A 12,840-nucleotide genomic window follows, 5' to 3' on the forward strand; every position below is an offset into this window, starting at 1 on the left:
ACCACGACCCTCGGCGCGCCCGCGCCGCCCGCCCTACCGAAAGGCTGCCCGTGACCGATGCCGGCTCCGAATACGAACAGGAAAAGCTAACGGTCGAGAAGATCCGCGCCACCCGCGGAGCGATCGAGCGCGAACTGGACAAGGTGATCGTCGGCCAGAAGGAAGCGACCGGTCAGTTGCTCACGGCGCTGTTCGCCGGTGGGCACTGCCTAATCACCGGTGCGCCCGGGCTGGCCAAGACGCTGCTGGTCCGGTCGATCGCCCAGATCTTCCACCTGAAATTTGCCCGCATCCAGTTCACCCCGGACCTGATGCCGGCCGACATCACCGGTACCGACATCCTGGAAGAAACGGGCGACGGGCGACGGCGGATGCAGTTCGTGAAGGGACCGATCTTCGCGAACGTGATCCTGGCCGACGAGATCAACCGGACCCCGCCCAAAACTCAGGCCGCGCTCCTGGAAGCGATGCAGGAGCACCAGGTGACGGCCGGGGGCGTCCGCTACCCTCTGGACGAACCGTTCTTCGTGCTCGCGACGCAGAACCCGATCGAGATGGAGGGCACGTACCCGCTGCCCGAAGCGCAACTCGACCGGTTTCTGTTCAACGTCGTCGTTGATTACTTGCCCGAAGAGGACGAAGTCGCGGTCGTCCGACGAACCACCTCCGGGCGCCCCAAACCCATCGAGCCGCTGTTCGACGCCGCCGACGTTCTGCGGTTCCACGAGATCGTCAAGAAGGTGCCCGTCGCCGACGACCTGATCCGGTACGCCGTTCGGCTGGCCGCCGCGACGCGCCCGGGACAGGCCGGAACCCCGGACTTCATCACGCAGTGGGTCAGTTGGGGCGCCGGGTTGCGCGCGGCCCAATCCCTTGTGCTGGGCGCGAAGGCCCGGGCGCTGCTGGAGGGGCGGTTCCACGCCACCCCCGCCGATATCCGCGCGCTCGTCCGCCCCACACTCCGGCACCGGGTGCTGCTGAGTTACCGCGCCGCAGCAGACGGCGTTTCGGTGGATTCGGTGATCGATCGCCTCCTTGAACACGTCAAGGAGACGCCCCGCTGATGCCACCCGCCGTCCCGTCACCGACCCAACCAAGCAGCCCGGCCCGCAGCGGCCCGGGGTTCGCGGACCCGGCCGCGCTCGTGCGGATCAAGAGCCTGCAACTGCGGGCGCGGGCGGTGGTCGAGGGGTTCGATCGGGGCATCCACCGCAGCCCGTACCACGGGTTCTCCGTCGAGTTCAGCGAGTACCGCGAGTACACCCCCGGCGACGACCCGCGCTACCTCGACTGGCGCCTCTTCGCCCGCTCGGACCGCTACTACATCAAGAAGTTCGAGGACGAAACGAACCTCCGCTGTCACATGGTCGTGGACGCGAGCCGGTCGATGGGCTACGGGTCCGGCGCGGTCAGCAAGTGGGAGTACGCCCGGACCGCGGCGGCCACGGTCGCGTACTTCCTGTCGCGCCAGCGCGACGCGGTCGGGCTGGTGACGTTCGAGGACCGGGTCGTCGAGTACGTCCCCCCGCGCGTGCGCCCCGGGCACCTGGCGCACTTGACCGCCGTGCTCCAGCGCGAACCGCAGGGCCGGGCCACCGACCTGACCGGTCCGCTCGATGAGATAGGCGCGGCCAACCCGCGCCGCGGACTGTTCGTGCTGTTCTCCGACCTGCTCGTTCCGGCTCCCGCCGTGCGCACGGGAGTCGGTAACCTCCGAGCGGCGGGACACGAGGTCATCGTCTTCCGGGTTCTCGATCCCCAGGAGGTCCGATTCGAGTTCAGCGCCCCGGGCCTGTTCCGGGACGCCGAAACGGGCCGCGAGGTGTTCGTGGACCCGCGCACGGCGGCGCGCGAGTACCGCACCCGGTTCGAGGCCCACGCGACAGACGTGCGGCAGGCGTGCGTGAGCGCGGGGGCCGATTTCGAGCAGATAACAACCGACCGACCACTGGAACTGGTACTGTTCGACCTGCTCCGGGCACGCGCTCAAAGTGGTCGTGCCCCCGCGCGGCGCCCCCAAAACCGGGGGCGCTCATGAGTTTCCTCGCTCCCCTCTACGCACTCGGGCTGCTGGCGGTCGCGGCACCGATCGTGTTCCACCTGATCCGCCGGCGGCCGAAGGGCGAAGTGCCGTTCAGCTCGCTGATGTTCCTGTCCCCGTCCCCTCCGCCTCCGGCCAATCGCCGACGACTGGATCAGGTTCTGTTGCTCCTGCTACGTGCGAGCGCGCTGATACTGCTCGGGCTGGCGTTCATGAGGCCGTTCTTCCGCCAGGAAGCTGCGGCGGCCGGGGGCGAACAGGGCAACTGCGTCGTCGTGCTGATCGACACCAGCGCGAGCATGCGCCGGGGCGACTTGTGGGCGCGAGCGGTCGCGCACGCCGATGCCGCCCTCGCCGATTGCAAACCGACCGATCGCGTGGCAGTCTTCGCCTTCGATCGCACCGTTCGGCCCGTCCTGGGGTTCGCCGAATCTGACCACCTTGAGCCGCACCAGCGCGCCGCCGTCGCACGAGAACGTGTCGGCCGGCTGACACCGACGTGGGGCGGCACCGAACTCGGCCGGGCACTGGTCGACGCCACTACCGCGATCCTCGAAGTCGGTGCGACCGAGAAAGCTCCGCGCGGCAAGATCGTGCTGGTCAGCGACCTCCAGCGCGGGGCGCGCCTCACGGAACTGGCCGGGTTCGAGTGGCCGCCCTCGGTGGAACTGGAACTCCGCACGGTCACCGACGAGCAGGGGAACGCCGGGCTGAGCCTGTTGACCGATCGCGCCGAATCCGAGCGAGGAACTCAAAGTGTGCTCCGCGTGCGGGTCACGAATGAGGCCGGCGCGAAGCAGGAGCGGTTCCGGCTCGCCTGGAGTGGCACTACAGGCGCAGACGTCGAAGCATATGTTCCGCCGGGCGAGAGCCGGGTCGTCAAGGTGCCGCGCCCGCCGGCCGGCCCGACGCCGGTACTCCGGCTCTTTGGGGACGTTCACGACTTCAACAACGCGGTACACGTGGCCGGTTCGCGGCGCCAGGAACTGACGGTGTTCTTCCTCGGCGCCGATTCGCCCACCGATCCCGCCGGGCTGCTGTACTTCCTCGAACGCGCGTGGGACGAAACACCGGACCGCGCGGTCCGGGTGGTCGCGCGCAAGCCCGACGCCCCGCTGACGGCAGACGAAGTGCGAACGGCGCCGCTCGTGGTTCTGGCCGGCACACCTTCGGCTGAAGTGACCACCGTGCTGGACAAGTACCTGCGTGACGGCGGAACCGTGCTAACCGTTCTCGCCGCCCCTCGCCCGCTCCCCGCGCTCGCCGGGGCCGGGACGCAGCCGGTCGAAGAAGCGAACCTCGAGCGCTACGCCATGCTCCGCGACATCGCGTTCGACCACCCGCTTTTCGCCCCACTGTCCGGCCCGCAGTTCAGTGACTTCACGAAGGTCCATTTCTGGAAGCACCGGCGGGTCACGGAACAGCACCTCGCCGGCGCGCGAGTGCTGGCCCGGTTCGACGACGGCGACCCGGCGGTGCTGGAAAAAGCGGTCGGGCGCGGGCGCTTCGTGGTCTTCGCCAGCGGCTGGCAGCCGGCCGACAGTCAGCTCGCGCGGTCGTCGAAATTCGTTCCGATGCTGACCGCGCTACTGGAGCTCCGCGCCGGGCGAACCATCGTGGGCACCAACTACCGGATCGGGGATCGCGTGCCGCTCCAGCCGGCGAGCGCGGCGACCGACGTGCGCAAGCCAGATGGTACTACCGCTGCCCTCGCGCCGGAAGCCACGTCGTTCGACGGCACCGACCAGCCGGGCGTGTACACGCTCGAGACCGCGGCCGGCCTTCGTACCTTCGCGGTCAATTTGGACCCCGCGGAGAGCTTGACCGCACCGCTGCCGGTTGAAACACTGGAACAGTTCGGCTGTCGGTTGGCCAAACGGGGCGCGGACGACCAGCGGGCCGCGATCGAGCGGCAGCAGCGGAACGCGGAACTGGAACGCAACCAAGCGATCTGGCGGATCTTGATCCTGGCGGCGGTCGCCGTGTTACTCGTCGAAACCGGGCTGGCGGGGTGGCGAACCCGCTCCGGCCGACAGGAGGGTGTAACGCCATGAGTGCCAGCGTCGAACTTCGGGACGCACTGGACCGCATCGGCGGCCGGTTCCGCCGGGTACGTTTGTGGGAAGGACTAACGGTCTGTTGGGTCGGCGGTGCCCTGGTCGGACTGGTCGCGGGCAGTTCGCTCGTGGCGGGCGCCGTGACCAGAACGGGCTACGTGCTCGCGCCGGCACTCGGAACCGCGGCCCTGGCCGCGGGTCTGGTCTGGTGGTGGGTCGCGCACCGAACGGCACGCGACCCGCTCTGGGTGGCGCGCCGGATCGAAGCGAAGCACCCGGACCTCTCGGCGCTGCTGCTGACCGCGGTCGAGCAGCACCCGACACCGGACGGGCGGCTCGGGTTCCTTCAACTGTCGGTGCTGGAATCGGCCGTGGCGCACAGCCGGACGCACGACTGGGACGAAACCGTTTCCCAGCGCCGGTTGCTCACGACACGTCTCGTCCACGGTCTGGCGCTCGTCGGCTTGGTGGTCGTGCTGGGCTGGCTCGGGTTACGGCCAGCGGCCTCCGCAAACGCAACCGGCACTCCCGTAGAAACGGGAACGGTCGCGGTCGGCGGGCGCGTGGTGGTGGAGCCGGGGAACACTGAGCTTGAACGCGGGTCGCCGCTGTTGGTCACGGCCCGATTCCTGGACGGAGTACCGGCCGAGGCCAGTCTGATTCCCGAGGGCGGACCGGATCTCGCGCCGCGCCCGATGACCCGCAACCTGGAAGACCCGACCTTCGCGGGGCACATTCCGGTCGTCAACTCGGACCTGTCATATCGAGTCGAGTTCACCGGCGGGCGGAGCGAAACGTTCCAAGTGAAGGTGTTCGAGCACCCGGAACTGGTGCGAGCGAACGTCCGGCTGGTGTTCCCGTCGTACACGGGCCTTGAGCCGAAGGCGATCGACGACGTGCGCCACGTCACCGCCGTCGAGGGCACCACGATCACCCTACACTGCCAGCTCAGCAAGGCAGTCGCACGGGCGGTGCTGGCCGACGAGAAGCACGAACTGCCGCTAGCACTACACGACGCCGAGAAGCACGTTTACACGGTGTCACTCACGGCCACCGAATCACAGCGGTACAAGCTGCGCCTCACCGATACCGACGGGCGCGCTAACAAACTGCCAGCCGACATCTCGGTGACCGTGACGAAGAACCTCCCGCCGGTCGTCACAGTTCCCCGACCCGGTCACGACGCGCGCGTATCGCCGCTGGAAGAACTGCCGCTCAAGGCCGACATGAAGGACGATTTCGGCCTCGTGCGGTACGGCGTTACCGTCACAGCGGCGGACCAAGTGCCCAGGGAGCTCGTGCTGGGCACGAACGCGGCGAAGGGCGCACCGAAGCGGGTTCAGCCCGATCACCTGATCGACTTCGAGGCGCTGAAGGCCAAGCCGGATCAGGTCGTGTCGTACTACTTCTGGGCCGAAGACCTGGGGCCGGACGGCAAGCCGCGGCGCACGTCCGGGGATCTGTACTTCGCCGAAGTGCGCCATTTCGAGGAGATCTTCCGCCAGGGCGAACAGCAGACCCAGGAACAGGAAGAACGGGAGCGCCAGGAACGGGAACAGGGCCAGAACCCCAACGCCGAGGCCGCGGACCAACTCGCGGAAATGCAGAAGCAGATCGTAAGTGCCACGTGGCGGCTGATCCGGCGCGAAACCGGCACCACCCCGACCGACAAGTTCGCCGACGATATTAAACTCCTGCACGAGGCGCAGGGAGCACTCATCGAGAAGGCCGGCCCACTCGCCCAGCGGCTCCAGGGGGCATCGGCCGAAGACCTCCAGCAAGCGCTTCGGTTAATGGGTGAGGCCAAGAAGCAGTTGGGCACGATCGCGGAGCGACTCGACCCCAAGGGGCTGCCGGCCGCGCTCGCGTCCGAACAGGCAGCGTACCAGGCGCTGCTGAAGTTGCGCGCTCGCGAGTTCGACGTGACGCGGCGCAACAACCGTCAGCGATCGAGTGCAGGTGGCGCGAACAGCCGTAGCCCGTCGCAGCAGCAGCTCCGGCAACTCGACCTGACCGACGAACAGCAGCGGTACGAGACCCAGAGCGCCGCCCGCGAACAGCGCGAGCGCCAGGGTCAGCGGGACCGCGAGCGCCAGGAAAACCAGGAACTCGCCGACAGGCTCAAGGAACTTGCGCGCCGACAGGCCGACCTGACCGACCGCGTCAAGGAGCTTCAATCGGCCCTGGAGCAGGCCCAGGACGAGCGGAAGAAGCAGGAACTTCAACAGCAACTGAAGCGGCTCCGCGACCAGCAACAGCAACTGCTCCGCGACACGGAAGACGTCCAACAGCGGACCGAGCAGGAGCAGAACCGCGAGCGCATGGCGGACACGCGGCAGCAGGTCGAGCAGAGCCGCGAGTCCGTGCGCCGGGCGTCCGAGGCTCTGGAAAAGGGGCAACTGGGGCAGGCGGTCAACGAGGGCACGCGGGCGCAGCGCCAACTGGACGCGGTCCGCGACCAACTGCGCCGCGACACGGCAAATCAGTTCGGCGAAGAACTGCGCGACCTCCGCACGCAGACCCGCAAACTAGACGAGGAACAGCAAAAACTCACCAAACAACTCGAAGAGATGCGCCAGGCCCCGAAGGGCGGACTGTCCGATGGACCGAACCGCGAACAGGTGCAAAAGGGGCTGGAACAGCAGAAGCAGCAACTCGACAAGATCACGGAGCGCATGCAGAAAACCGTTCAGGAGGCCGAGAAGTCGGAACCGCTTCTGGCACAGCAGCTCTACAACGCGGCACGCGGCGCCGCGGAGCAGAAGGTGGGCGACTCGATCGATCAGGCCCGCCGGTTCGCGGGTGCGGGGCTGCCGGAAGCTTCTGACGCGGCCCGCAAAGCGGCTCAGGGCACCGAGCAACTCCGCAAGGGTGTCGAGAAGGCGGCCGACAGCGTGCTGGGCGGCCAGACCGATGCTCTAAAACGCGCCCAGCGGGAACTGGACGAACTGGCCGAGCAAATGAACCGCGAGGTCGCTCAGGCCACCGGGCAACCGCAGCCCGGCCAGCGGCAGACGGGTGAACAACCGAAGGGCGCGAACGGAAAAGAAGACCTGAAGGCTCCCCCCGTGACCGGGCAGCCCCAACAAGGGAAGCAACCACAGCCCGGTCAACCCGGCCAACAACAACCGGGGCAACCGGGACAGCAACAGCCGAAACAGGGTGGCCAACAACCGGGACAGGGCGGGCAAAATCAACCGGGCGGACAGCAGCCGAAACAAGGCGGGCAGCAGCCCGGACAGGGTGGACAGAACCAACCGGGACAGGGGCGCCCCGAGCAGGGTCAACCGGGGCAGAACCAGCCCGGGAACCAGGGACCGCGCCGGTTGACCGATCCGCCCGCCCAACCGAACGGCCCCGCACAGCGCGGGGGTCGAGAAAACGGCGGCTTGGCGCAACCGAACGGAGGTGGCGGGCCGATTCGGGAACAGGGATTCCGCGAGTGGTTCGATCGGATGCGGGCGACCGAAGATCTGATCGACGACCCGCAACTCCGGGCCGAGGCCGCGCGCATCCGGGAGCGGGCGCGGCCGCGCGTGAGGAGTTCAAGCGGCACGCCAAGGAACCGGACTGGAAGCAGCTTCAAGAAATGGTCGTGAAGCCGCTGAACGAACTGCGGGACCGCGTGGCCGAAGAAGTGCGCCGGCGCGAGTCCCCGGACGCACTCGTGCCGATCGACCGCGACCCGGTCCCGCCGGAGTTCGTCGACGGCGTCCGCCGGTACTACGAACGGCTCGGGGGCGGCAAATGACGGTGCCGTCGATCGTTCTCGGTTCCCCGCACTGGCTGATCCCCGGGGCCGCGCTGGTCGCGGTCGGGGTGGTCGCGGTCGTCTGGAGCTACGCCCGGCGCCCCGGGCGCCGGATGGTGGTCGCGGCCGCCCTCAAGTTGGTCGGGCTGACCGCGCTCGCGCTGTGTCTGGTGGAGCCGCTGCTGGTCGGTTCGCGCCCCCAACCTGGGGCGAACGTGTTCGTGGTGCTGGTCGATACCAGTCAGAGCCTCGGGGTTCGTGACGGCGACTCCGAGCGCACCCGGGCGGACTGGGTGCGGTCCCTGCTCGAAGCGAACGCGGGCTGGCGCGCGCGATTGGGACAGGACTTCGACGTCAGGAACTTCGTGTTCGATACACACCTCCGGGCCGCGGATGGGTTCGACACCATCACGTTCGACGGGACCGCAACGTCGCTCCACACCGCGCTCGCGTCGGTCGCCGCACGGTACAAGGGGCGGGCGCTCGCCGGCGTGCTCCTCGTCAGCGACGGCAACGCCACCGACGCGGCCGACATCGACTGGGCCGCCCTTCCACCCGTCTACCCCGTGCTCCCACCGAACCGCCCCGGTCCGCGCGACATCGCCGTCCGCCGCGTTACTCTCAACCAGACGAACTTCGAGGCCGCGCCCGTTGCCCTTCAAGCAGAAGTGACCGCGCACGGGTTCGCCGACCAAACTGTGATCGCCGTTGTAACCGACGAAGCCGGTAAAGAAGTCGTGCGGCAGCAAATGACCCCGGCGGGCGATACCGAAACGATCACGTTCCGCTTCCAACTGCGCCCGGAACGGGCCGGTATCGCGTTCTATCGCGTGTGCGCGCGGGCCGCAACCGAAATGGCCGCGCCGCCCGATGCCCCCTCCGTCGAACAGACGCTGGCGAACAACAGCCGGCTGGTCATGGTCGATCGCGGCGGCGGGCCGTACCGGGTGCTGTACGTGTGCGGCCGACCGAACTGGGAGTTCAAGTACCTGCGGCGGGCCGTGGACGAAGACCCCGAGGTGCAGTTGGTCGGGCTGGTGCGGGTGGCGCGCCGGGAGCCGAAGTTCGACTTCCGCGACGGGCGGACCCAGGGGAACAACCAGTTGTTCCAGGGGTTCGAGCACCCGGACTCTGAGACCGCCGAACGGCGCGACCAGCCGGTGCTCGTCCGGCTCGGCACACAGGACGCAACGGAACTCCGCGGCGGGTTCCCGCAAACGGCCGCGGACCTGTACCGCTACCACGCGGTCGTTCTGGACGACCTCGAAGCCGCGTTCTTCACCCCGGACCAGCAACTCCTGCTGCGGAACTTCGTCGCGCGGCGCGGGGGCGGGTTCTTGATGCTCGGCGGGCCGGACTCGTTCGCCTCCGGCAAGTACGACCGCACCCCGATCGGCGACCTGTTGCCCGTGTACCTCGACGGGCCTCTCACCCCCACGGGAGGCGATTACAAACTGGCGCTCACGCGCGAGGGCTGGCTCCAGCCGTGGGTGCGGACCCGGAAGACGGAGGGCGAAGAGACCGCGCGGCTCAACGGCATGGCCGCGTTCCAGACGCTCAACGCGGTGGGCGCCCCCAAGCCCGGGGCCACGGTCCTGGCTCACGCACGCGACGCCGAGGGCCGGGCACTGCCCGCGCTGGTCGCGCAGCCCTTTGGTAAGGGCCGATCGGCGGCGGTCCCGATCGGCGACTTGTGGCGCTGGGGGTTGCGGCGCGAGACCGCGACCGACGATTTCGAGCGCGCGTGGCGGCAAACGGTGCGCTGGCTGGTGGCCGACGTGCCGGGCCGCGTGGAGATGCGAACGGCCCCGACCGCGGGCGCGGTGCCCGCCACCGAAGTGACCGTCCGGGCCACGGACCCCGAGTACCTGCCGCTCGACAACGCGACCGTTTCGGTCCGGATCGTTCGACCGGGCCGGGACGAAATCACGCTGCCCGCCGAGCCCGCGTCCCGCGAAGCCGGAACGTACACGACGACCTTCGTCCCGCGGGAGCCGGGGGCGTACCGGGCGGTGGCGACCGTTACCGCGCCGGACGGGTCCGCGGTCGGTCGGCGCGAGACCGGCTGGTGCGTTCAGCCCGAGGCGGACGAGTTCGCGCGCCTGGAACCGAACCAAGAACTATTGGAAGCCGTCGCGAGCCGCACACAGGGCGAGCTGATCCCCGCGGACGGCCTGGACGGGTTCGTTGCCACCCTGCCCTCCCGGAAGGCGCCCAACATGGAAACCTGGACGGCCCCGCTGTGGCACCGGGGGTGGTACTTCCTGATCGCTGTATTCTGCCTCGTGGCCGAGTGGGGGCTGCGCCGCCGGGCGGGGCTGGCTTGAGGTGTTAAGAGGGAACAACCTGTGAGCGTGCCGTTCGCGATCGCGCTGGTATCGACACTTCTTGGCGCCGTCGACCGGCCCCAGGTGCTCGTCGTTGTCGGCGCGGAAGGAACGCCGGAGTACGGCGCGACCTTTCAGAAGTGGTCCGCGCTATGGGAAGCGGCGGCCAAGAAGGGAGGCGCGGGGTTCGTGTGCATCGGCCGGGACGCCACAACTACCCCTTCGGACCACGACCGATTCCGCACGTTCCTGGCTGAAGCACCGCGCGTCGGCTCCGCCCCGCTCTGGGTCGTACTCATCGGGCACGGAACCGACGACGGGCGCGAGGCGCGGTTCAACCTCCGCGGCCCGGACGTGACGGCCAAGGAACTGGCGGAGTGGCTCGAACCGGTGAAGCGCCCGGTCGCGGTGGTGAACTGCACCTCGGCGAGCGCGGCGTTCATCAACCACCTGTCCGGCCCGGGGCGCGTGGTCGTCACCGCCACCCGGAGCGGGAGCGAGTCGAGCTACGCGCGGTTCGGCGGGTACCTGGCCGAAGCGATCGGCTCCCCGGCAGCCGATTTGGACAAAGACGGTCAAGTGTCGCTCCTGGAAGCGTTTCTGACCGCCGCCGACCGGGTGCGCGAGTTCTACCGCGGCGAGGGCCGGCTCGCTACCGAGCACCCGCTGCTCGACGACAACGGGGACAAACTCGGTTCCCCGGCCGACTGGTTCCAGGGGGTGCGCGCGGTGCGGCGCGCGAAGGACGGCGCGGCCGTGGACGGCACCCGCGCCCACCAGTGGCACCTGATCCCGAGCGCCAGGGAACGGGCGCTCCCGGTGAGCGTCCGGGTGCGGCGCGACGAACTGGAACTCGCGCTCGCCACCCTGCGCGACCAGAAGGACCGGCTCAGCGAGGACGAGTATTACGACCGCGTCGAGAAACTCATGGTCGAACTGGCCCGCTTGTACGCCGGGGCAAAGCCGGCGCCGTAAGCCGGACGCACTGTTCCAAGTGGAGAAGTAGCCCCGCGAAAGCACCGCCGGGCGCCAGAGTTTCACGACTTCTCCTTGAGACGGTCCAGCGCGTCCTTGGCCATCTTGGTCGGCTGCGCGTCGGGGTGGCCCGTCGCGAGATCCTTCAGGAGCGCCACCGCGTCCGGGGTGCCGAAGAACTCCAGCAGGGCGACGGCTCGAACGGCCCGGGTCCACTTCTTCTTGGGGCAGTCCACGTGCTCCCCGACGTTCAGCTTCTCGATCCGGTGTTCGGCCCACCACGAACCCTCGGCCTGGAAGCAGTACCCGTCGCCCTGTCGGACCGCCCGGAACGTGACCGGCTTGTTCGCCAGGTACTTGTCCAGGAACTCCAGGCTCCGCCCGCTGAGAACCGTGACCAACCGCTGCCGGGCCGGGGACTCGGTCACCTGGTCCATCAGGTCCACCAGCCCGGTCGCGATCCGCGGGTCCAGGTACTCCAGTTCGTAAAACGCGGCTTTCCACACCGCGTCTTTCTCACTCCCCAGGTCCGTCAGTAGTTGCTTGAGCCGGTCCTTGCTGAGCTTCAGCGGCTTCAGGTGCTCGCGCAGATACGGGACCGCGTCCTTCGGGCGCCCGGCGAGCGCGAGCAGGGCCTTGGACGCGGCCGGCTCGTCCTTTTCCAGGTCCGCCCAGTGCGCGTCCAGCACTTTGCGCACGGCGGCGGGGTCACTGGGAACCGGGGCGGCCGGGGCGCTGACGAACACCCCGAGCAGCACGACCCACGCGGCCAGAACCAACAGCGAGCGACGCATCGGTGATCCCCCGTTAGAAGGAAATATCCTACCGGACGTCGCTCCGATCATTCCGTTTCAATTGGGGCGCTCGAACCGTTGGCGCGGACCGGTGCCGCGCGCCCTCTGGCGCAGTTAACATTTGCTAACACTTCGGGACCACGCCCCCCGCGCCCTCATTTTGCCCGGGGAAAACGCTGTTTCTCCCTCGCGCCGGCTAACATTCGTACTCGCCCGCCCCTTACTCTCTCCCGCGCCTCACGTGCGCGAGCACTCAACACCGGCTCCGCGCGCACTCCCCCCGCGTCGGGCATTATACCCACACGCAACATGCGCTATCAAGTCCACTAGTGGAAATAAAAACAAAATTATTTGAGGCGGCGCGAGACGGGCGATGTGCAGAAGATTTCACCGCAGAGGGCGCGAGAGGGCGCGGAGAAGAAGCCGAGCCACTCGTGCCTTTCCTCCGCGCCCTCTGCGGTGAAATCCGCATTCTCATGTGAAGAAGTCGACCAGGCTCTGCGGTGCGCCCGCGCCGAAGAGATCTTCGAGGGCGCCTTGCGCGGCCACGGACGCGCTGCGCGGAAAGAGTTCCCGTTCATACGCGCCGAGCGCGGCTTCGATGTCGCCGGGGTTAGCGGCGATGGCCCTCCCGAGTTCGGCCCCGTCGAACATGGCGAGGTTGGCCCCTTACTGCGCGCCGGCCCAGTGCCAACTGAGTAACGGCGACGCCAACCGCCAGGAGAATCCCGATGCGCGCCGGCGTTCCATACCAAGCCTTAAACAGGGTGAGTGCTACCCCGCCGTAGAAGCTCATTTCGACGGCGGGCAGACGCGCGACAGCGATCAGAACCGCAACGACGCACCCCGGTTGCAAAATCGCGGTCAATCGCCCCGGGCACTGACGCCACTCTGT

At 68.4% G+C, this 12,840-nt stretch carries 8 protein-coding genes and 1 pseudogene; 7 read left to right on the forward strand and 2 right to left on the reverse strand.

Features of this window, described 5'->3' with window-relative positions; genetic code table 11:
- Window positions 1-50 precede the first annotated feature (50 nt).
- From VT84_RS23345 to VT84_RS23370, 7 genes are read left to right on the forward strand one after another with little or no spacing between them, the layout of a single operon-like run.
- Window positions 51-1,064 carry an AAA family ATPase gene (locus tag VT84_RS23345; RefSeq protein WP_082841172.1) on the forward strand — a complete coding sequence of 338 codons (1,014 nt, stop codon included), beginning with the start codon at window positions 51-53 and terminating at the stop codon, window positions 1,062-1,064.
- On the forward strand, window positions 1,064-2,038 hold the full coding sequence (locus VT84_RS23350; protein WP_082841173.1) for a DUF58 domain-containing protein: 975 nt from the start codon (window positions 1,064-1,066) through the stop codon (window positions 2,036-2,038). The genes VT84_RS23345 and VT84_RS23350 overlap by 1 nt, the downstream gene beginning before the upstream one ends.
- Entirely contained in the window at window positions 2,035-4,095 is a 2,061-nt protein-coding gene (locus VT84_RS23355; protein WP_082841174.1) for a BatA domain-containing protein, read from the forward strand. Before VT84_RS23350 ends, VT84_RS23355 begins: the two co-directional genes overlap by 4 nt.
- Entirely contained in the window at window positions 4,092-7,697 is a 3,606-nt protein-coding gene (locus VT84_RS23360) for a DUF4175 family protein (protein WP_082841175.1), read from the forward strand. Before VT84_RS23355 ends, VT84_RS23360 begins: the two co-directional genes overlap by 4 nt.
- Window positions 7,694-7,849 (forward strand): hypothetical protein, encoded by a 156-nt coding sequence (locus VT84_RS38815; RefSeq protein ID WP_157469750.1) that lies wholly within the window; start codon window positions 7,694-7,696, stop codon window positions 7,847-7,849. Before VT84_RS23360 ends, VT84_RS38815 begins: the two co-directional genes overlap by 4 nt.
- Window positions 7,846-10,176 carry a glutamine amidotransferase gene (locus VT84_RS23365; RefSeq protein ID WP_082841176.1) on the forward strand — a complete coding sequence of 777 codons (2,331 nt, stop codon included), beginning with the start codon at window positions 7,846-7,848 and terminating at the stop codon, window positions 10,174-10,176. The genes VT84_RS38815 and VT84_RS23365 overlap by 4 nt, the downstream gene beginning before the upstream one ends.
- A gap of 21 nt (window positions 10,177-10,197) precedes the next feature.
- Window positions 10,198-11,151, forward strand: coding sequence for a hypothetical protein (locus VT84_RS23370; RefSeq protein WP_082841177.1), 954 nt, complete (start codon window positions 10,198-10,200; stop codon window positions 11,149-11,151).
- 62 nt (window positions 11,152-11,213) lie between these two features.
- Here VT84_RS23370 and VT84_RS23375 read toward each other — a convergent pair whose 3' ends face one another.
- Both VT84_RS23375 and VT84_RS23380 read right to left on the reverse strand, forming a co-directional pair.
- The gene (locus VT84_RS23375; protein ID WP_082841178.1) at window positions 11,214-11,945 is read right to left on the reverse strand and encodes a hypothetical protein; all 732 of its coding nucleotides are present in this window, start codon (window positions 11,943-11,945) and stop codon (window positions 11,214-11,216) included.
- A 474-nt stretch (window positions 11,946-12,419) separates the two neighbouring features.
- Window positions 12,420-12,614 (reverse strand): annotated as a pseudogene (locus VT84_RS23380) (FAD-dependent monooxygenase); the annotation flags it as partial.
- Window positions 12,615-12,840 lie beyond the last annotated feature (226 nt).

Origin of the sequence: Gemmata sp. SH-PL17 (assembly GCF_001610855.1) — a bacterium.
GTDB lineage: Bacteria > Planctomycetota > Planctomycetia > Gemmatales > Gemmataceae > Gemmata > Gemmata massiliana.